Below are 22,051 nucleotides of genomic sequence, written 5' to 3'. Positions count from 1 at the left end.
CCAAAAGTAGCCATTTCAAGGGAAAGATTATTAGATTTGTATTCTATAAGAGACCGTACGTACGAAACAAGCATCACGATGGCACAAGAACAACAAGAAGGGGTCAAAAGCGAAGAGCAGGACGACCTGGCACCCAAAACGATTGATACCCTTGAAATTGATCTTAACAATGAGTTGACGGAGGAGCACGAGGAGGAAACGCCTGATGTGGATTACAGCCAATTATCTAAGGAACAGCTGGTTAACTTGTTAGAAAACGAACTGGCAGGTATTCGTGCCGAAGCCGCTACTGCCGCTCAGCTGAAAAAAGCGGAAGCGGTTGCCAAGGGCGTTCGTACGGTGGTAGATCAGATCAAACAAAAGGACCGTGAAACGGCGCTGAAAACGTTTATCGACGAGACAGGCGGCGAAGATGGCTTCGAATACAAATACGACGCGGAAACGCAGAAAATCGACTCGCTAAGCCGGGAAATCCGCGGCCTTAAAAATGCCTTTTACCAAAGCCAGGAGAAGGAAAAAGAGAAGAATTTCAACGTAAAAACCGCATTGCTCGGCCGCCTGCGCGCCCTCGTGGATGAGGAAGGCACACGCGAAACCGACGCTACCGGCCTTAAATCGAGCTGGGAGGAATTCAAGAAGATACAGGAAGAATGGAAAGCCGCGGGCAACGTTGCTTCTCCTCATAACGGCACGCTCTGGGCAACGTATAATGCATTGATCGACCGCTATTTCAGCAACCGCAACATCTACTTCGAACTCAAAGAACTCGACCGCCGCCGCAATGCGGAATTGAAAGCCGAGCTCTGCGAGAAGGTAGAAGAACTGGGTAAATCGCTGGAAGGCCGCCCGATGACACGCGAGATCCTGAACGAAGCGAACCATATTTTCGAAGAATACAAACACCTGGGTCCTGCCCCGAAAGAAGACCAGGAAAAACTGTGGCAGCGTTTCAAAGAGGCCCTCGACGTGCTTTACGACGCGCAACGCGGCCAGTTTGCCGAGCAGAAAAAATCGATGCAGGAGAACTACGAACAGAAGCTGAAAATCTACGAAGCGATCGTTCCGTTCACCTCTTACAGCTCGGGAAGCATTAAAGAATGGAATGCCAAAACGAAAGACATTATGGCATTCCAGGACCAATGGGTGGCCCTGAAAGGCATTATGCCTCGTGAGGAAGGCAAAGAACTGAGCAAGAAGTTCTGGGCCGCGCTGAAAACGTTTTTTAACAACAAAGGCGAATTCTTCCGCCAGCTGGAATCCAAACGCGAGCAAAACCTCGACCTGAAAAACCAGCTTTGCGAAGAAGCCGAAGCCGTTCTGTCGACCGGCGAGGACAACCCTTCCACGACGCAGAAGGTGATCGAGCTGCAAAAGAAATGGAAAGGCATCGGCCAGGTTCCCGAGAAATTCAAGGATACCATTTACGACCGCTTCAAAAAGGCCTGCGACTCCTATTTCGATCAGAAACGCGCCAAAAACCGCGAAGTGGAAGAAGAATTCGAAAACAACCTGAAACTGAAAACCGACCTGATCGAACGCATCGAGGCGGCAGCGAAAGACAAAGACGAATCTTCCCTCAATTTGCTGACCGCATTCAAGTCGGAATGGTCGTCGATAGGCTTTGTACCCAAAAAGGATATGCAGGTCGTTCAGAAGCGCTATATCGCGGCTATTAACACATATGTAAGCGCGATCGGCCAGCTGTCGACCAAAGAGAAAGAACAAGCCGTCCTAGAAAGCGAAGTGGAACTGGTACGCGACGGCGAAGGCGGCCGCAACCTCTACCGCAAGGAAAATGACATCCGCCGCAAGATCACGCAACTCGAAAACGACATCTCGCTTTGGCAGAATAACATCGAATTTTTCGCAAAATCGAAAACTTCGGACCGTTTGAAAGCCGAGTTCGAAAGGAAGATCAATAATGCGGTAAGCCAGCTGAACGAGCTGAAACACCAACTCACTATTATTCAGGAAGCTATCTAAAACCTGAAAAAAAGTTTAAAAAAATTCTTTTGAAAAGGTTGCATCGTATATCCCGCTCGACTACTTTTGCACCATGATAACGGAATAACAAACGGTATCACAAAAGAAAAAAGGCCTCCATAGCTCAGCTGGTAGAGCAACTGACTTGTAATCAGTAGGTCGTTGGTTCGATCCCGACTGGGGGCTCTTGACAAAAACACTTAGCAAATCTGCTAAGTGTTTTTTGCTTTTAATGGTTTATACAAATCTCACCTGCCTCTCCCGGCCAGCTCCGAAGACAACGGATCAGGGATCCGGGATCAGTCCGAAAACTTGGGGGGCGTTTAAAAAAGTAGTTGTTTTGCATTGAATCAACATTTAATGCATTGCAAGAGTCTTATTTGGCCCTAGTCCGTTTCCTATTGCCTGAGGGTATCCTCGATTACTTCGAACTTTCTAAAACAGTTGAAGGCCTCACTGGCCTGCACATTTATCTAGAAGAGAAAAATCGTCCTCCTTCCGAATACCAAGATCAAAAATTAGAGTCTAAGGGCTTCTTGCCGGAGATATACATCCAGGATTTTCCTATTCGCAATCAGAAGGTTACACTCTGTATCAGGTGCCGGAGATGGGAGGTCAGGGACACGGGTGAGATTATCAGCAGAAATTGGAATGTGGTGCAACAGGGAACTCGGATGACCAAAGAGTTCGCTGATTTTTTAAAAGGGTTGTATTGATAATAACCCTGTGAGCTGCTCCCAACTGGGTAAATATTTTCATCTAGATGGCAAACAACTCCAACAACAGTACAAGGACCACATCAGCGATTACAAGGATTGGGACCAGCGTGAGCATGCTTCTGAATGGCTTTTATACCCAGAAAACACCAGTCCATATTTAAGTATTGACGAAACTTCACTATCTAATGGTGAACTGTACACGATTGTAACCAACAAGTCCGCCAAAGGCTGCAAGGGCTCATTGGTAGCCATGGTCAAAGGCACGCAAGCAGGATCCGTCATTGAAATTCTGCGAACGATACCTAAGCGCATGCGCAGTAAGGTACGAGAAGTAACGCTGGATATGGCCGCCAATATGGGCTTAATTGTCAGTCGATGTTTTCCAAAAGCATCAAAGGTTATCGACCGCTTCCACGTACAGAAATTAGCCTTTGATGCAGTTCAGGAAATCAGAATACAACATCGGTGGCAGGTTTTGGATCAAGAAAATCAGGCTATTGAAGATGCCAGGCAATCTGGTTTGGTTTACCAGCCTGAGGTTCTTACCAATGGTGATACGCTAAAACAATTGCTGGTCAGAAGCAGGTACTTACTTTTCAAGCACCATGATAAGTGGACGGCCTCCCAGGTTCACCGTTCCAGGCTGCTTTTCGAGCGTTACCCGCTTATCGAACAAGCTTACAAGCTCGCAACAGGATTAGGGACCGTTTTTCGGGTTTGCAAATCCAAAGAGCAGGCATTTAAAAAGCTTGCGCTATGGTACAACGCAGTTGAAGATTGCGGACTTGATTCGTTCAAAACTGTCGCTAGATCTATCCAGACACACTATCTGGATATCCTCAACTTCTTTAACAATCGTAGTACAAATGCCTCGGCAGAGTCATTTAATGCGAAGATCAAGGCATTTAGGTCATCATCCAGGGGTGTGAGGGATATTCCGTTCTTCCTATTCCGGCTCACTAAACTATATGCCTAATCTCCCCCCCAAGAATTTAGCTTGATCCGAAACTTGTTAAGGTCGAGAATGCGGATCGCATTAGTTGTCACAAGTTTCCCCGGCTTGATTTTATAGTCGAAATAGATGGTTTCGTCTTCAATTACCTCGGTGAAATGGTAAAGTTCATAGGTATCACTCAGATAATCGGCGAGCTCGCGATCGTGTGTGGCTACAAACACGAGGCTACCCTGTTTGGCAAGATAACTGAGCACCGATTTAGCGATTGCAATCCGTTCCACCGAATTGGTGCCCTTGAATAGCTCGTCGAGCAGGATAAGGCTGCGATCGCCGGCAGGGTTTTCGTCAACCAGACTTTTGATGGTCATCACCTCTTCCAGGTAATAACTTTTGCCATCGAGCAAATCGTCCGTCATTCTGATAGCCGACCGGACGTTCATCAGGGGCATCGCGAATCCTTTTGCAAAGCAGGTATTGATCGTTTGCCCCAGAATCGCATTAATGCCCACCGTCCGTACAAAGGTTGTCTTACCCGACATATTTGAACCCGTCAGCAATGCCGATTTGCCTTTCAGGGTAATGTCGTTCGAAACGCTGTCCCAGATGAGCGGATGGTACATTTCCTTCGCACTGATACCTTCCGTTTGTAAGTCGGTGTCCATCCGGCAATAGTGAGGTAAGCTTTCCCGCAATGCGAGAACGGACAATGCCACATCGGCCTCCGCCACAAAATGAAAGACGTTCCTGATATCCTGCCTTTTGGTTTTGAGTGTCCTCAGCGAACTGAAAAGCAAAACCGGTTCCACCAAAAACAATGCTTTCACCAATTCCAGCAAATAATCCACTACCTGACCAATCTCGCTTTGGAGCCTTGCTTCCATCTTGAAGATCCCCATTTTCCGGCCCGCGTTCCTTAGTACATCGATCGATTTTTTTAGGTCCTTCAAACCTGCGAATTCGGGAATGATAACAAGCTTCCGGGCTATCCCAATCATCGTCAGCATTTGCGGTATGGAGCTGCTGTATTGGTATAAATTGTTTTTGTTCCAATAATGTATGCCCATATTGATGGGAAACAGCAGGAGTAACAGTATCAGTACTTTTGGAAAAAAGAAGGAAAGGACGGCTGCTACAAGGCTGACGCCCGAAAGGATTTTGATCAACAACAACCATTTTGGCTCCTTAATGTGCTCGCCATGAAACAGGGAAGAAATGTAGTAGGCATCCCTCTTATCCAACCTGGAAAGCCCATCAGCCGCAATTTGACGGAATGCGGGATTTTTCTGAAAAAAATCGACTGTATTTTCCAGCGCATGCGCACGGGCCCGCTCGCGGGGGATTGTTCTGAGAATGTAATATAAATACTGTTGCCCTATTGAAGAGTGAGTGCGATCAACGAATTTGAACACATCTTCCAGATCCAAATCCGAAAATGTACGGTCCGAAACCCGCCAAAAACCATCTTCTTCCGGAGCCATGAGAAAGTACCGCCCGATCTGGCTGAAATTGAAACTGCCGGTTTTGATTTTAGATTTCGTGTCTTTTTCCAAATGGTTTTGGATCGTTTTTGACACAATATATCGAAAACTTACATCGGATGTAACTCTCGCATACCCTCACGTCCCCTTAAACAGCACTTGCCCATCCCCCTGCAAATACCAGGCCGTCACCGGATTGAAATGATACCCCATATTCCCGCCCCGCGCGGCAAGTAATTGTTTCAAAAACGGCTGCACATATCCGGTTTCGTCGACGGTACGGCTCATGATTTCGGTGGGGGCGCCGTCCCAGTTCCAGAGGTAACGGAATGCGGTGATGGCTTTGTCGAGTACCGGCTGCTGTAATGCGGCATTTTGCCAGGTTTTCCCGGCATCGGTGCTCACTTCAACGCGCGTTACCTTGCCCCGGCCGCTCCATGCGATGCCGCGGATTTCGATCCAGCCTTTTTCGACTTTCGCCGGGTAGGAAGGATAGGTGATGATCGACCGGGCATCCATGGTGAAGCTGAACTGACGGATCTTGCCGCCTCCAACCGCCTCGGTATATTTGGAAGTTTCCTCGCGGGTCATGAAAGGCGCGTCGGCCAGTTCGATGCGGCGGAGCCATTTGACGTTCGCGTTACCTTCCCAGCCGGGCAGAAACAGGCGCACCGGATAGCCTTGTTCGGGACGAATAGCCTCACCATTTTGCGCGTAGGCGATGATCGCGTCGTCCCAGCCCTTGTGAACCGGCACGCTGCGTGTCATGACGGCGGCATCGCCGCCTTCTGCCAGGAACCATGTCGCTTTCGGGCTTACGCCTACCTCCCGGAAGAGCGTCGACAATGCCACGCCGGTCCATTCGCTCTGGCTGGTGAGCCCGCAAATCTCCTGCGGGCGGATCTTGCCGTCGTTGCTGCCCCGGTAATTGCCCGAGCATTCCAGAAACGCAATGCGGGAAACGGATGGAAACCGTTTCAAATCGGCTAATGTAAAAATCATGGGTTTTTCGACCATCCCGTGGATAACGAGTTCGTATTGAACGGGGTCTATGGCCGGAACGCCCCCGTGGTGGCGCTCGTAATGCAGGTCCGAGGGCGTGATCATGCCGTGCAGGTCCTGCAAGGGTGTGCGCGAGGAGGTGTCGGAAGGCGTTTTTACAGGTTTTTCGAAAGGCGAGCGTGTGCCGAGGGTTCCGGGAGGTACGCCGGGTACTTTGGTGGGGTCTTCCGGACCGAGCTCGGCAGCCGTCAATGCAGCCTGAAATGCTTTGCCGCTGGCGGTTTGTACCAATACAATGGAGGCCGCTGCCGCGCCGGCAAGCAAATTCCGTCTGCTGATTTTGCCTGAGGTTACAACTGGTTTTCTATCGTCGGGTTGCTGCATATTATCGTATTTCAGGGCCGTCTTTCCGGTCGTCGGGTACGAAGCGATCGCGGGCCGGCATTTTGATTTGGGGAAGGGTCTTTGCATTTAACCTGGCGTTCTCCGCCAGCAGACCATTGGCATTCAAAAGGTAGGCGGTAAGGCTGTACACTTCCTCGTCGGTAAGCGAACCCGGCTGGTTGAAAGGCATTGCGCGCCGGATGTAGTCGAAAACGGTGGTTGCATAGGGCCAGTAGTTGCCGATTGCCTTAATCCGGCGGGCGCCGCCTTTGGTAGTGTCGCCTACAACTAGCCGGTCGTTCGGGCCTTCCGTGCCGGTAACACCGTGGCAGGCCGCACACTTTTGCTGGAAAATGGCCTTGCCGTCCCCTACATTACCTTCGCCTCTGGGCAAGCCTTTGCCGTCGGGACGAATATCGATGTCCAGTATCGCGATTTCCGCCGCCGTTGCCGGTCGCCCGAAACCGAAATGGGCTGGCTGTGAAAGGGTATCAGCCGACAACATACGAGGATGCTGCCGGCTGATTTTCAGGTCGGTGGCCGTGAGCGATACCGCTACGACCACCAGCGCACTGCTGATGAATTTAATCGTACTTCCCTGCATTGAGCGTGCTTTTAGCCAGGACGTAAGGTCTCTCCACCCGGTCCAGAACTACGTAAATAGAATCTTTTTTCTCATTAATCCCTTTCAGGATCACGCGCGAACCGTCGGTGGTCGAGTAGGAAAGTACCATTCGGTTGCGCTTGTCGCGGCGGGGCCTGGCGGCAAACTCGCGGTCGCGACGGGCCGATTGCCCCAGCGGGTCGATCATCTTGTTCTCATCCCCTATTCTGGCCAAAGCGGCCTTGCTGATCCAGTTGCGGCCTTCCTCCTTCTTTTTGCCCCTGCCGCTCTCTGCACCTTCACGGGACTGTTCACCCTCGCCCCGGCTTCTCGCGCCGCTCGCACCACCGCCTACGCCACCTTGTCCCTGGCGCGCTTCACGCTGTTGCAGTTGTCCAACTCCGTCGCGCGGGCCGCCGCGGGCATATTTGTCCTGCAAATACAAAGTATGTTCGAGGGTATCGGCCAGGTAATGGAATACCCGTTGGCCGCCTCCCGTGCCTGTCAACTCGAAAGTACGACCTAAATCGCGCATGGGAGCGCCGCCGCCGTTGGAAAGGTCGAGTGGTGTCGGCTTGTTTACCTTAAAGGTCAGAGTCGTCCAGTTTTCGAACGTCGCCCACTGCCATCTGACGGTATCGGTCGGCGAGTATGCGATTTCCCGGTTATTGATTTTAAACTCAGTCACGTTATAGTTACCACGCAGTACTTTCACACCTGCTGTCGACGGTTGCTTGTAAGGATCGTACTTGAAATTCACATACTGGAGATAAAACAAGTAGAAAATAAATAACCCGAAAACACCGGCTTTGAGCCCATAGCGCACATATTGCTGCCACTTCTGGGAGAATGTCGGATAAAAGCTGTTGGGCACCGTAAAACGTTCGAGAATGAGCAGGTTCCAGATTTTTGGAATATCCCTGATCAGCAAAAACGCCGCCAGCAGCACGAAATAGGAGCTATACACATGCACGCCGCCGTCGTAAGCGAAGTTTACATACACAATATCCCCCAACGCACCGAGCAACAGGATCGCACCCAGCGTGGTGGTACCCCGGAAAAAGAGCAATATCCCGGCTGTCAGCTCGACTACACCGGCAAACACCTGGTACCAGGGCACAATACCCACGGAAAGCCAGTAGATTTTCTGCAATGTAAAATCGCCGAAGTTGGTATTCAGCAGCCCGAATGATGGGTAAGGCATCTGGGTGGGCATCAATTTGGTATACCCAAAACCGATAATGCCGATCCCGGCGCGGTAACGCACCACCACGCGGATCCAGTAATACAGCAGGTTATAGTCCTTCGGCTCGCGTTTGATCGCCTTGGCTATCGCCGTCCAGATGAGGCCCGCCACGATGGACGCCAGCGCGGTAATGATCCAGGTGGCGTAACCTTCCAGCGAACTGCCGAACAGGGTCCGACCGAAAAGGTCAAGCCCCGAGCCGAAGCGGGCAATGTCGTACACGTCGCGGTAATGCAGGCGCGTCCAGTCAAAAGTGACGAGATCGGTGTACCAGCCGGGACTGTTGGGGATGGACATGGCCAGGAAAAACACGAAAGCAATGCGGAATAGGACTTTCTGCCATTCGGGCCAGCTCTGGCTGGTTGCGCGCCCGGTGTCCTGACCAGTTGCCTCGTCGGCCAGGGTCACGTCGTCGTCTGCGCTTGTTCTGATCGTTGACATATTTTTAATGTTTTGATTTACAGTTTGAATTCGCCTTCGCTTACAGTTTGAACTCCCCTCTCCGACCTACTTTTTTCACTTCCTGGAACAGGTATTTCTTGTTGATTTTTTTCAAAACCACCTGTAACGAATCGCGGTTGCTTGCAACACCTGAAAGCAGGATCGTAGCGCTGTCGGGACGGCTATAATGCAGCTGTAATTGATCCGCAGCATTCACTTTATTGGTCAGTTTTAATGTTTTGGCATTTTCATCAAACTCGTAACCATAATAATCCCGTCCGCCCGATCCTGCGAATTCAAAGTTGCGTTTGGCATCGTCGAAATGGATTTGCTCCACGTTGGTGGAATCGATCACCCGCGGCCGGGCCGAGCGAATGCTGATCGTCGCCCATTTTTCAAATACTACATCCTTCCACCGTACAGAATCGAGCGGCGAATAGGCCAGCGTGTCCCCATTGATTACAAACTGCTCCACATTGTAAACCCCGGCCGCATTCGCAAGGCCTGGTTTGACAGGATATTGATACGGATTAGAATGATAACCAGCGTAAGTTTTGGAACCATAAATCACGACAAACAAAAGGATAAATACCGCTTTCAGCGCGATACGACCGAATTTCAATCGTGAATCACTCAAATCCGGCCTGACCAGGTTTGGTACCGTCGGCTTTTCGAGCGTCAGCAGCCGGTAAAGCCTGTTGGCGTCGAATGCGAACAGGAATAATGCCAACACGATCAGATAGAAACTGTAAACGTATTCGCCGCCCTCGTAAGCCAGATTGGAAAAGAACACATTGCCGGTAAACGGAATGATGATCAGCGTGGCGATCGTCGTGGTTTTACGGTGCAGCAAAAGCAGCCCGCCGAGTAACTCGACCAGGCCGAGAAACGACTCATAATTCGGTACCACACCCAGGCTCAGCGCAAAGACTTTCCAGGCATTGAAATCGCCGTAGGCCGTATTCAGGTTACTGATCGACGGCAGTGGCGCCTGCAACGGGAAGAATTTGATAAAACCATAGGCGATCAACCCCGCAGCGAGGCGGTAACGTACGATCACGCGCAGCCAGTAATAGAGTTGATTGTAATCCCGGCGGCCCTTGTCGCGGTTGCCCCAAACGACTGCCCCGGCAATGGCGATAACGAGCACCACGAGCCAGTTTGCAAAAGTGTCTGTCTCCCCGAAAAACCTCGGCTGGTAACGCGCAAGGTCGAAAATATCACCGTACGTAAGGTTCAGCCAGTTGATCTGGAAAACACGGCGGAAGTATTTCCAGTCCAGCGGAATGCTCTGAATGGCGAAATAAATGAATGCGACGCGGAACAGCACTTTTTCAAGTGTGCTCCATTCACCGGGCGTGGACACGCCGGGCGTCGCTACGCCGGGCGTGTCCACGCGGGGCGTCGCCATACCTGACGCTCCGCCATTTGCGGTAGCCGCCGTGTGCTGATAAACTGTGTTTTGTGCCATAGGGTCAGGATTAATAGCCGGGATTTTGTTTCAAAGCTTTGTCGATCAGCAACTGCTCGGCCGGGACCGGCAGCAGGAGGCGGTTGTTGTCGGTCACGTTCAATACTTCGTCGGCACGGCCGGTACGCACAAGGTCGAACCAGCGGTGCGGTTCCAATGCGAACTCGATGCGCCGCTCGTTCTCGATTGCGAGAAATAGTTGTTCGGCAGTAGAAGCGGTACTTTTAGCGATTCCCGCGCGTTCGCGGATCGCATTGAGGTCGGCGAGCGAACCCGTGAGGGCGCCCGTCTGCGCCCGCGCTTCCGCACGTATGAGGTACAGCTCGGCAATGCGGATCACGAAAGTCGGGTCGGTAGCGGGGCTGCGGTAGTACATATTGCCATACCAGCGGCCCTGGTTGTCTTTTGCAACGAGCGTATTGCGGTTGCCGCCAATTTCCGGGTCATTTACCAAAGCCACAAAAGCGTCGTTCGGCGCCCATTGGCGCGTTCCGCCTTTTTCCTGCGGCTGCCACTGGCCCCGGTGCCCGTTGGTCTCGTTTACACTATAAAAGATCTCGAATACCGATTCGGTCGTACCACGCGCATCGTTCGCGAAGAATGCATTATAGGGTTTCACCAACTGGTAGTTAGCCGCATCAGCAATTACTTTGGAAGCATACTCTTCCGCTTTCGCATAATCTTTCTGATACAAATAATACCGCGATTTCAATGCCCAAACAGTCTTTTGCGTGGCACGGAACCGGTCCGTGGTAGCCGGTAGCCGCGATTCGGCGGCATTCAGATCGGCCAGTACCTGCGCGTACACCTGCTCCTGCGTGGCACGCTCGATGCCGCGGTTGTCCGATGGCGTCGCGGTAGGCTTTGTGACGATCGGCACACCGCCCCAGATACGCGCCAGGTCGAAATAGGCCAATGCGCGGAGGAAATAGGCTTCGCCGATGATCTTGTTCCGCAACGCGTCAGTCAGCAGCGGGTCCTGCACGTTCGGCACCTTCTCGATGACGTGGTTAATGCGGTTGAGCGTGCCGTAAATACCCGTCCAAACCGCCGATATGGTCGAGTTTTCGGCATTTACCCGATGGTTGATAAATTCCTGGATCTGCGACTGCGAGCCTGTCCATTGGATATTATCGCCGGACAAATAGCCGATCGACTGGAAATTGATGCTGTAATAACCGCGGAACGAATCGTAAACGCCGTTGATCGCCGTTTCGGCGGACGCTTTGTCGATGATCGTTTGTTCATCGGAAATGGATGACCGCGGCTGCACGTCCAGGAAACTATCGCAAGAGCCGAGCCCGATCAGCATGGAAAGCGGCAAGATGTATTTGAATGCTTTCATATTGTAATTCATTAAAAAGTCAGGTTAAAGCCCAGTTGAAAGCTGCGGGGCTGCGGAGGCGTACCCAGATCGATCCCCTGCTCATTCTGTGCGCTCGATGAGCTTGATTCAGGGTCAAGGCCGGTGTATTTGGTAATGGTAAAAAGGTTGCTGGCCGTGGCGTAAATGCGGAGCGAGCTGATGTGGCGCACCGGCACGGTATAGCCGACGGTAAGGTTGCGCAACCGCACGAACGAACCGTCTTCCAGCCAGCGGCTCCCGCCGTCGCGGTAGTTGTTCACATTCACGCCGTCGGGACGCGGCACGTCGGTCACGTCACCCGGCTTCTGCCAGCGGGCATTGTTGCTCGCGAAAATCACGCGTGCCGCATCACGGGCACCGCCGCTTTCGCCGAAGAACTTGTTGTGGTTATAAACCTTGTTGCCGTAGCTGAATGCGAGGAATGCATTCAGGTCAAATCCTTTATAGGTAACCGAGTTGGTCAGCCCGCCGAAGAATTTGGGCCAGATGCTGCCGTTGATCTGCCGGTCGGCGACGGTGATCTTGCCGTCCTTATTCACATCCTCATAAACGGTGTTACCCGTCTGCGGATCGACGTAAAGCTGTTTGTACACCCAGAACGAATACAGCGGATGGCCTTGTTGCAACAGAATCAAACTTCGGCTGCCGTATTCCAGCGGATTTTCCAGCTTTTCAATTTTGTTGATATTCCTGGCCACATTAAATGTAGTGATCCATGAAAAAGCACTGTTCTGGAAATTCACCGAGCGGATCGCGAGTTCAAAACCTTTGTTGCTGATCTCAGCGGTGTTGCTGCGGTAGTTGGCAAAACCCGTGGTAGCAGGCAATGTGAGCGAAAGCAACCCATTGCTGGTGTATTTACGGTAAACATTGAACTCGATGCCCAGCCGGTCGCCGAAGAACGAAATGTCGGCGCCTGCATTCAGCTGGTTGGTACGCTCCCATTGCAAATCCGGGTTGGCAAGTTGCTGCGGAGCAATCCCCGGATTGCCCTGATACGACGAGCCGCTGTTCCAAAGTCCCAGCGCCGCAAAGCTGCCGAGGCCGTTCTGATTACCCGTCACACCATAGCTCGCACGGATTTTCAAATCGCTGATCACCGCCACATTTTTAAGAAAACCTTCCTGTTTCACACGCCAGCCGCCGCCAATCGACGGGAAATAGCCCCATCTGCGATCGGCACCGAAGCTGGATGAGCCATCGGCGCGGATGCTGAAATCTAGCAGGTATTTGCCGCCATAATTGTAATCCACGCGGGAAAAGAACGAAGCGAGGTTTTTCTTCGACCAACTGCTCGAACCGGTGGTAGTGGCGGCCGAGGAAATCAGTTTAAAGGAATTATTGGCAAAACCGCGCCCTGTTGCCGCAGTACCGGTATTCAGGTCGCTTTGGATGGTGTTACCCAACAGAATACCGAAAGTATGTTTCGCACCCAGTTTCTGACGATACGAAAGCGTCTGTTCGTTGAGCCAGGTCGTGGCCTGTCCGTTATTCGCGGAAGCGAAGCCGTTCGGGCTGCCGGTGATCAGGAAGGTATTCCAGTATTCATTTTCATCATAATTGTTAAAATCCAGACCCCAGCTCGTGCGGAATTTGAGGTTAGGCAAAATGTCGGCCTCGGCGTACAGGTTACCGATGTACCGCAAGCTCACGGATTTCACATCGTAGTTTTGCAGCAGCAAGGTCACATTATCGAAACCCGCACGGCCAACCAGCTCGCCGTTCTCGTTAGCAGGCGAAAGATAAGTGGGCGTATGTAATGCAGCCTGCAAAAGCCCTCCCGCAGGCCCGTCGCCTGCGCGTGCCTGGTTACGGAACGTGCGCGCGAAGCTGTTGCTCACGCCTACGTGCACTTTATCGGAAATCTTCTGATCCAGATTGACCTTGAAACTCGCCCGATTGAATGTGATCGGCTTCAAAATCGATTCCTGTTTGGTATAGCCGCCGCCGATGTAATACTTGGTAGAAGCCGTTCCGCCGGAAACCGAGAGGTCGTAATTCTGCAATGGCGCGGTCTGAAACACCTCCCCCAGCCTGTCGTAAGTCTTTTGCTCCTCGGGTAAGCCGCGGCCGCCTTCCGAAACGGGGCGGAACGGGCGGTTAGCCTCCGTTCTGTTCAGCGAAGGCGTGTCCTTACCGGTATTGATCCACCATTCGTTCACGAGCTGTGCGTGCTCGGGGCCGGTGGCGAGGTCCCAGAGCTTGGCCGCTTTGGCCCAGCCGTAGGATGCATTCAGGCTCACTTTGGCCTTCTGGTTGTATTTACCTCTTTTGGTGGTGATCAAAATCACGCCGTTGGCACCACGGGAGCCGTACAATGCGGTGGCTTCGGCGTCTTTGAGCACTTCGAGGCTTTCGATGTCGTTGGGGTTAATGTCGGCGATGGGCGACGTAGCCTTGCCACCGGTGTTGGTGGTTTGCATACTGTTGCTGTTCATAAACACGCCGTCGATCACGTACAGCGGGTCGTTGTCGCCATTGATAGATGTAGCGCCCCGGACGCGCACCGTCACCGCCTCGCCCGGCACGCCGGTGTTGGAGGTAATCTGCACGCCGGGGACTTTTCCTTGCAGCTGGGCGTCGAAACTGCCCACCGGAATACTTTTCACATCGGTTGGGTCCACTTTGGTAATGGAACCGATCACATTCTTGCGTTCCTGCGTACCATAACCCACCACGACCACCTCATTGAGCTGCCGCTGGTCCGCATCCAGCTTTACCGTGAGGTTGCTCTGCCTGCCCGGACGCAGCTGCTGGCTCACATAGCCGATAAACGATACCACCAGCTCCTGCCCTTCGGCCACATCGATATGGAAATTCCCGTCGGTATCCGTCACGGTTCCCTGCGTAGTCCCTTTAATCTGGATATTCACACCCGGCAAAGCCGCGCCATCCTTGTCGGTCACCTTACCCGTCAGCTCGCCCGGCCCGGCATAAGCATTGGAATTGACGGACCAAAAGAGCATTACCAGCAAAGCAATCCATTGCCCCGATCTTCCGGATCGGGGACTTTTGAATAAATAATTTTTCATTAAGTCAGGTTATAATTTGGGGTATTGAATGCTCCTATTTTCCCTTGTTGCCCGAAATCGCTTCCGGCTCTTGCTGCCTCCGCGGCGCCTCGATCACTTTCCGCTCTTTCAAATCATACTTCTGCCCTTCATGCAAAAAGAAGAACGGTCCATTGCTCGCCGTCGAAACCTCGCGGCTGCCCTGCACGTGCTTCGCGCCGCTGCCGATGATGGTGTTATAGTCATAAATGGAAGCGTAGGAGCGCCCGACCACTTCGAGCGTGTCGCGTTGCACCACAATGGAGGTAGCCTCATCCAGCCCGATACCGATCAGCTCCGGTGCATTCTTCACAAATTCCACGAGGTCGAACTGCCGGTTGCGGCGGAACAAATGCTGATCGATCACCGAGTTTTTCAGGAAACCCAGCCCCTGCGTGTGGTCTCCTACGAGTATGTGAGCCCCCCTTGTATCGCCTCTCCACAAAAACGACCCCTGAATGCTGGCCCCTGCCGAAGTACCGGAAATGACGCCGCCGCGATCCAGCAGTTCCTGGAATGCCTGGTGGGTCAAAGTGTTCAGGTAGGAATCGGCAATGCGCCACTGGCGGCCGCCCACGATGTACACGCCCGTAGCCGCCCGGATGGGCGCTACGAATTTTTCGCTATTGGCTTCTTTCAGGTCGTTGGTATGCAGCAAAGTCACATTGGCAATGCCGGTTTCCCTTTTCACCAGATCCACCGACCTGGTATCGAATGCCGCCGAGTCGCCGCCCGCCGCCGTAATCACCACGATTTTGGCCTTCTCTTTTCCACCCGCAAGCTGCACGAAGCGCTTCCAGATTTCCGGCGTAGCCCCGCCCCCGCCGATGATGATCAGCGACCCTTTTTCCGGGCCGTGGCGGGTGGTGGCACTCTTCTTAACGGTAACCGGGGTCTGTGCCCGGGAGGCTGTGAGCATGGCCACGGAGAGCAATGCGGTAAAGAATAGTTTGCTTTTCATATTTCGTAGGAATGAATGTTAATAGCCGGGATTTTGAATAAGATCGGCGTCGGTCTGGATCGCCGACAGCGGAATGGGCAGGATGTTGAAATCCGGGTTCTTGCGGTTGGCATTAATAGCCCCGAAAATCGTCGCCGAGCGGCCCGTGCGCACTACATCCACGAAGCGGTGCCCTTCAAAAGGCAGTTCGAGACGGCGCTCTTCAAGGATCGCGAGGTTGATCGCCTCCTTGCCCGACGCGGGCGTGAGCGCGGATGCGGGTACGTCCGAGCGGGAACGGATCGTATTCAGGTCCGCGAGCGCGCCCGTGAAATCCGGCGTGGCCTTGCTGGCCCGGGCTTCGGCGCGGATCAGGTACTGCTCGGCTATGCGCAGGACGAATACCGAGCTGGAACCGTCGGGTTTTCCGTACTGGATCAGATCCCAGGAGCCTTCGGCGGTCTGTTTCAGCAAGCTTTTACGTGCGCCGCCTTTGGCCGGATCGAGCAGCAGGCTCACGAACTCGCGTGCTGGAATGTAATCGTGACGACCACCATCGGCAGGCGAAAGCCAGTTGGTATAGAACGAGTTGCGGTCGGAAGTACTGTAAACGAGTTCGAAGATCGATTCGTCGGTGGTTTTGCCGGTAAAGAACGCGGAATAGGGTTTTACCAGTTTAAAACCTGCCTGGGCAATCACCTTCGAGGCATTGATTTCAGCTTGCTCCCAGTTTTGCAAATAGGTGAAATACCGCGCTTTCAATGCATACACCGAAAACCGCGTCGCACGGGTGCGGTTAATAGTTTCTTTCAAAAGCTGCTCGGCCTGATCGAGGTCCGCGCCGATTTGCGCGTAAGTCTCCTGCGCGGTGCTCCGTTTCGTGCCTTTGTGCGTATCCGGACCTGTTGCGGGTGTGAGTACGAGCTGCACACCGCCGTAGGTTTTCACCAGATCGAGGTAACCCAATGCACGCAGGAAGTAAGCTTCACCAAGCACCTGGTTCCGCTCTTCCTGGGTAAAAAAGCCATCCTGCACACCCGGAACGAGGTGGATAATAAAGTTGGCCTGGTTAATCATCTTGTAGATCGCCGAAAAGCCGCCACCCGCATTGTTGGGCGTGAGATCGGGCACCAGGTTGTTCTGGTTGTTGTAGTTGACCACATTATCCGAGGCCAGGTCCACACCGATAATATTGGAAGTGGCGTAGCCCTGTAATGCGTCATAAACACCCACGAGTGCCGTATTGGCCGATTTTTCGTCCACGATCACCCCTTCGTCGGAAATGTTCTGCTCGGGTTCGGTATTCAGCAGGTCGGAGCAGGATGAGAGCCATAATGCGGCCAGAATCAATCCTATGTTTAATTTTTTCATCATCATTCCATTAAAAACTCAGATTCACACCCAGTACCACCGATTTTGGCTGCGGCGGCGTACCAAAATCCAGCCCCTGCACGAGCCCGTTGCGGCTGTCGGCAGCTACGTTTACCTCGGGATCGGGCCCCGAATAATTGGTGAGCGTCCAGAGGTTCGAAGCCGTCAGGTACAGCCTAGCAGCCGATGCGCGGATGGCCGATGCCACGCCTTTCGGCAGGTTATAACTGATCGTCACATCCCGCAGGCGCAGGTAGGAAGCATCTTCCAGGTAGCGGCTGTTCCCGGTACGGAAGTAGTTCAGGCTGCCGTCAGGATTGGTAAGGTTGGTCGGGCGGGGCAGCACGCCGGTATCGCCCGGCTTTTTCCAGTAGTTGAGCGAACTTTTCTGGATCGAGCGCGTCACGCCACGGGTACCGGCCGTTTCGAGGAAGTAGGCGGTGTAGTTGTAAGCCGAGCTGCCATATTTGTAATAAAAATTCAGGTTGAGATCTAGACCTTTGAAAGACAATGTGTTCCGGAAAGCACCTTCGAACTTCGGCCACACATTACCTACAATGCGCTGGTCGTCGACTGTGATCTTACCGTCCTTATTCACATCCTCGTAAACCGCATTACCATTCTCGGCATTCAAACCGATCTCTTTGTAAGCATACACCGAGTACAACGGCTGGCCTTCCACGACGCGGAACATATCGTAGCTTGCCGTAATGGGCGTCAGCAGCTTCTGCACGCGGTTTACATTGCGCGAAACCGTCAGCACGGCTTTCCATTCCAGATCTTTGGTCCGAACATTCACCGAATTGAGCAAAATCTCGATCCCGCGGTTGCTGATCTCGCCCACATTCCGCACCACCGACGAGAAACCCGTGTTAGGTGCCACAGGCTGGTCGAGCAGCAGGTCGTAAGTGAATTTGTCGTAATAATTGAATTCAAAATTGAGCCGTTGCTTCAATAATGCACCCGAAAGTCCGAAGTTATACTGGCGCGTGGTCTCCCATTTCAGATCGGGGTTGGCGAGCTGGCTCGGCGCGATACCCGGCTGGTCGCCGTAGTTGGTACCACCGGCCCAAAGGCCGCGTGAAGCGAAATCGTCGATATCCTGGTTACCGGTCAGCCCGAGGCTTGCTTTGAAACGCAGGTCGGTAAAGGTGTTGTTTTCAGGAAAAAACGCCTCTTTGGAAATGTTCCAGCCCAAACCCACCGACGGGAAATAGCCCCAGCGGTGATCGGCGCCGAAGCGCGACGAAGCATCGGCGCGTACGTTCCCGTCAATGCTGTACCGGTTGTCATAACTATAATTAAAACCGGTAAAAAACGACAGCAAGCCGTAGGAAGAGCCTGTGGAAGAGGCTGTTTGTACCGCCGCCGAGGCAATGCGTTTGAATTGGTTGCTCGGGAAGCCGGTACCGGTCAGGCTGGCGCGCTCCGTCGTGGTTTTCTGAACGGTATTACCGACGAACACCGAAAATTCGCTTTTGGCGGAGGATAAATTGAAGTTCAGCAACTGCTCGGCAATGAGCGATTGCTTGATCGTCGTTACGTCGTTGGCCTCGCCCGCAGGCTGGCCGTACACGAGGTTGGTATTGTAGTAAGCCTTCTCGTGGTAGTTGTTGTAATCATTGCTCCACGAGGATTTGAAGGACAGATTCGGCAGGATATTCCAGATCGCGTACACATTGTTAATGCTCCGCAAGCTCACCGAATGCGTGTCGGAATTTTCCAGAATGGCCAAATGGCTGTCAAAAACGGTCGGTTTCGCGTAGCTGCCATCCTCATTGTAAAACGGGTAAAAAGTAGGCGTATGCAATGCTGCCTGGAACAACCCCGCCGGGCCGTCCCCTACCCGCACGAGCGTGCGTGGCACACTTGAAAGGGTATTGCTGGTTCCGATTTTGAGGTTTGGTAAAATCGAATGGTCGATATTGAAACGGAAGGAATACCGCTTGAAATCCTGTGTTTTGAGCGTCGATTGCTGACTCTGGTATTCGCCGCCGAGGTAAAAATTGGTGCGCGAATCGCCGCCGGAGACGGATAATGTGTATTTGCTCAAAGAAGCCGTTCGGAAAATGTCGCTCACGCGGTCGTAAGTACCCTGCTCTTCGGGGCTGCCGAAAGCCGGGAAACCCGGAATAGCCTCCGAAACCGGGCGAAACGGGCGTGTCCCGAAGGTTTTACCGTCGTTGACATGCACCAGATTTACCAGTTCGGCATGTTCCGGGCCGCTTACCAGCTGCCAGAGATTCGTGGCTTTGGCATAACCCTGTTCCACATTGATACTCACCTTCGTACGCGAATTGCGCGCGCCGCGCTTGGTGGTAATGAGGATCACCCCATTCGCGCCGCGGGCTCCGTACAATGCTGTTGCGTTGGCGTCTTTCAGTACGGATACCGACTCGATATCGTCCGGGTTCAGGTCCGAAAGCGGGTTGGGCGTCTGCCCGCCCATGCCGCGAGATAGGCCCTGCAAGTTTTCATTATTGATAAAAACCCCATCGACCACATACAGCGGATCGTTACCAGCCTTAATGGACGTCGCCCCGCGCAACCGCACCAGCACCGAAGTACCCGGCACGCCGGAATTGCTCGAAATCTGCAAACCGGGCACGGTTCCCTGCAACTTCTCGATCACGCTGTTATAGGAAACCTGCGAAAAGTCTTTGGAATCGATGGTGCTCACGGCGCCGGTCTGCGCGCTGCGCTTGGTTTGGGTATAACCGGTCACCACTACCTCGCTCAGTTGGCTTTCGTCCGGTTTCAGGGCAATGTCCAGGCTCGTCGAGCCGCCCAATGCCCGTTCGACGGTCACATAACCGATGTAGGAGAATATCAGCACGTCGTTACCGCCGACGGAGATCGTGAATGCGCCGTTGGCATCCGTGAGCGTGCCCTTATTGCTGCCTTTCACGCGGATCGTCACGCCCGGCAGTCCGTCGCCTTTTTCATCTTTCACTACCCCGTTAATAGCCTGGTCGGTCACCTCATCCGAATCGGAGGCCTCGCCGGTTTGCTTCGGCGCCTCGCGGATGATCACTTTTTCTTTTTGCTGCTCGTAATCAAGGCTCCGATGGCGAAGCAGCCTGTTCAGTACTTGTTCGACCGGTTCATTCCGGGCGTCAAAAGTTAGGTTAGTATATGGATTTACTAGTCTATCCTGGTAAATAAAAACGAACCCACTTTTGTCTTCAATTTGTCTTAAAATGGTCTTCAAAGACTGTTTTTCGGCCCTGATGGAGATTTTTACGTCCTTGATCGTCTTCTCGCTATCCGCCAGCGCAGGCCGGAAAAGCGCGAGGATCAGGACGAGGACTAACCAGAGCCTTTTTAAATGGGGCTGGTGCCCGTGTTGTCGGAAAAATACCGTCATAATCTTCGTTTTTTAATGCTCGTTCATTGAGATCAGTACCTGTCCGGCCGCGTGCCGGTAGCTGAAACTACCCGCCATGGCCAGCGTCCCGAGAATATCGTCCAGCGTTTCCTCCGCCCTGAACCGCGCCGTAAGCCGCTGTTCTTCCAGACGCTTGCCGTCTACGCGGACAGGCACATTGAATTTCTTTTCCAGCAGCAAGGCAATGGTTTTCAGGTCTTCATTATTGAAATCCAGCGCCCCGCGGATCCATCCCGCCAGCAAGTGCGCTTGCACATGGCCCTTCCGCACCCCGCCGCTCTGGTTGTCGACCACCAGTTGCTCGTCGGGAAGCAGGAAAGCCGTTTGCATCTCGGGGTAACCGCTCGCATTGCGAACGCCTACCTTACCGCTCGCTACTGTAACCCTTACGTCGCTCAGGCTCCTGTAAGCGCGTACCGAGAATACCGTCCCGAGTACCTGCGTCTGCGTCCGGCCCGCATTCACCACGAACGGGTGTTCCGCATCGTGTTTTACATCGAAATAGGCCTCGCCGTCGGTAATCACGATTTCGCGTGCGCCGCCTCCGAATTTCCCGGGAAAGCGGATGGAAGTACCGCCGTTGAGCGTCACAAGCGAACTGTCGGGCAACCGGTAGGTTTTCACTTCGCCGGGTAACGCGCTGGCCGTGACCATTCGCGCCGCACTTCCGGCATTTTGGTCTCGCAGGCCACCACCGAACCAGAAAAACCCGATGCAAAGCATGGCTGCGACAGCCGCTGCCATGTAAAGCGCAACTACTGGCCGTACCCGGGCTTCCTGCCGGACGTCAAAAGTGTGTGGGCGGACTGCCGCCAGGATATTTGTCCACGAATGCTCCCGCGCAGCTTCGAGGTCGAGGTTTTCGGGAAGATCGGGCTGAGCTTTTGCGGCACTCGCGTACCATTGCGTAATCGCCGCCTTTTCTTCCTCCGTACATCGTCCGAGCCGGTATTTCGTCAACAAATCGCTCACCTGCTGCTGGTCCATGATGGTTTGGTTTGAATTGCAATTCAACACTATGACAGGGAGGAATGCATTTAGTAGTAGATTTTTTTAAAAAAATAATACGACCAGCTGCGATTTCCACTGTATCAACCTGTCCCTCAATATCTTGATTGCATTACTGATTTGTTTTTTTACGGTATGGTCCGAGAGCGAAAGCTGTTCGGCGATCTCGGAATAAGACAAATCGCCCTGCCTGCGGAGCTCGAAAACTTCCTTCATTTTTCGCGGCAGCTTGTCTATTTCGGCTTCAAAAATGGAGAATAACAACTCTTCGTCGGCTGCATTACCGGCCGAAATCGGCACCTCGCCGAGGAACGTCGCGAGCGCGTCGAGGTGGTGCCGGTACGTTTTGTCCTGCTCGATCAGGTTGAGCACGCGGTTGCGCACGGACGTGTACAAATACCCTGACAACCCGGTATGCAGCTGAATCGCAGCACCTTTCGTCCAGAGTGTAATAAAAACCTCCTGCACGACATCTTGGGCATCTGCGGCATTGCCCAGCATTTTGAATGCATGCGCATACAGCCGCCCGAAGTAACGCCGGTGGATTTCCTCAAACGCCGCTAAGGAGCCTTCCTGAAACGCTTTCAGGAGCTGATAATCCGATAAATCACCTAACTCATGCACTTTCGGAGAATTTTGACAACT

14 protein-coding genes and 1 tRNA gene are annotated in these 22,051 nt (G+C 53.0%); 3 read left to right on the top strand and 12 right to left on the bottom strand.

Translation table 11 applies throughout. The features are described 5' to 3' along the window. The first annotated feature begins 78 nt into the window (after positions 1-78). The 3 genes from BMW93_RS18985 to BMW93_RS18970 all read left to right on the top strand — a co-directional run bounded on the left by BMW93_RS18985 (position 79) and on the right by BMW93_RS18970 (position 3,678). Positions 79-1,983 (top strand): DUF349 domain-containing protein, encoded by a 1,905-nt coding sequence (locus tag BMW93_RS18985; RefSeq protein WP_090379756.1) that lies wholly within the window; start codon positions 79-81, stop codon positions 1,981-1,983. 113 nt (positions 1,984-2,096) lie between these two features. Then, positions 2,097-2,169, top strand: a tRNA-Thr gene (locus BMW93_RS18980). Positions 2,170-2,709: 540 nt separating this feature from the next. Then, positions 2,710-3,678: a transposase gene (locus tag BMW93_RS18970; RefSeq protein ID WP_229240591.1), complete on the top strand. Its 969-nt coding sequence runs from the start codon at positions 2,710-2,712 to the stop codon at positions 3,676-3,678. Here the strand turns inward: BMW93_RS18970 and BMW93_RS18965 are convergent. From BMW93_RS18965 to BMW93_RS18910, 12 genes are all read right to left on the bottom strand, one after another. Next, positions 3,675-5,207 carry a MutS-related protein gene (locus BMW93_RS18965; protein WP_229240590.1) on the bottom strand — a complete coding sequence of 511 codons (1,533 nt, stop codon included), beginning with the start codon at positions 5,205-5,207 and terminating at the stop codon, positions 3,675-3,677. The genes BMW93_RS18970 and BMW93_RS18965 overlap by 4 nt on opposite strands. Positions 5,208-5,273: 66 nt before the next feature. Continuing rightward, complete coding sequence (gene soxC / locus BMW93_RS18960) at positions 5,274-6,521, bottom strand: sulfite dehydrogenase (protein WP_090379753.1); 1,248 nt, start codon at positions 6,519-6,521, stop codon at positions 5,274-5,276. A 1-nt stretch (position 6,522) separates the two neighbouring features. Continuing rightward, positions 6,523-7,125, bottom strand: coding sequence for a c-type cytochrome (locus BMW93_RS18955; RefSeq protein WP_090379750.1), 603 nt, complete (start codon positions 7,123-7,125; stop codon positions 6,523-6,525). Further along, a complete protein-coding gene (locus BMW93_RS18950) occupies positions 7,106-8,812 on the bottom strand; it encodes a hypothetical protein (protein ID WP_090379747.1) in 1,707 nt (568 codons plus the stop codon). The genes BMW93_RS18955 and BMW93_RS18950 overlap by 20 nt, the downstream gene beginning before the upstream one ends. A gap of 40 nt (positions 8,813-8,852) precedes the next feature. After that, on the bottom strand, positions 8,853-10,283 hold the full coding sequence (locus BMW93_RS18945; RefSeq protein WP_090379745.1) for a hypothetical protein: 1,431 nt from the start codon (positions 10,281-10,283) through the stop codon (positions 8,853-8,855). Positions 10,284-10,293: 10 nt separating this feature from the next. Further along, complete coding sequence (locus BMW93_RS18940) at positions 10,294-11,640, bottom strand: RagB/SusD family nutrient uptake outer membrane protein (RefSeq protein ID WP_090379742.1); 1,347 nt, start codon at positions 11,638-11,640, stop codon at positions 10,294-10,296. Next, the gene (locus tag BMW93_RS18935; RefSeq protein WP_090379739.1) at positions 11,640-14,681 is read right to left on the bottom strand and encodes a TonB-dependent receptor; all 3,042 of its coding nucleotides are present in this window, start codon (positions 14,679-14,681) and stop codon (positions 11,640-11,642) included. The genes BMW93_RS18940 and BMW93_RS18935 overlap by 1 nt, the downstream gene beginning before the upstream one ends. Before the next feature lie 34 nt (positions 14,682-14,715). After that, positions 14,716-15,660 (bottom strand): cyanophycinase, encoded by a 945-nt coding sequence (locus BMW93_RS18930; protein ID WP_090379736.1) that lies wholly within the window; start codon positions 15,658-15,660, stop codon positions 14,716-14,718. Positions 15,661-15,678: 18 nt separating this feature from the next. After that, positions 15,679-17,010 carry a RagB/SusD family nutrient uptake outer membrane protein gene (locus BMW93_RS18925; RefSeq protein WP_090379907.1) on the bottom strand — a complete coding sequence of 444 codons (1,332 nt, stop codon included), beginning with the start codon at positions 17,008-17,010 and terminating at the stop codon, positions 15,679-15,681. A 10-nt stretch (positions 17,011-17,020) separates the two neighbouring features. Beyond that, the gene (locus tag BMW93_RS18920; protein ID WP_090379732.1) at positions 17,021-20,377 is read right to left on the bottom strand and encodes a SusC/RagA family TonB-linked outer membrane protein; all 3,357 of its coding nucleotides are present in this window, start codon (positions 20,375-20,377) and stop codon (positions 17,021-17,023) included. Between the two features lie 12 nt (positions 20,378-20,389). Beyond that, positions 20,390-21,385 carry a FecR family protein gene (locus tag BMW93_RS18915; protein ID WP_090379729.1) on the bottom strand — a complete coding sequence of 332 codons (996 nt, stop codon included), beginning with the start codon at positions 21,383-21,385 and terminating at the stop codon, positions 20,390-20,392. A 66-nt stretch (positions 21,386-21,451) separates the two neighbouring features. Next, positions 21,452-22,030: an RNA polymerase sigma factor gene (locus tag BMW93_RS18910; protein WP_090379727.1), complete on the bottom strand. Its 579-nt coding sequence runs from the start codon at positions 22,028-22,030 to the stop codon at positions 21,452-21,454. Positions 22,031-22,051 lie beyond the last annotated feature (21 nt).

The sequence above is a fragment of the Dyadobacter sp. SG02 genome (genome assembly GCF_900109045.1).
GTDB lineage: Bacteria > Bacteroidota > Bacteroidia > Cytophagales > Spirosomataceae > Dyadobacter.
This window is presented reverse-complemented; position numbering and strand designations above follow the sequence as displayed.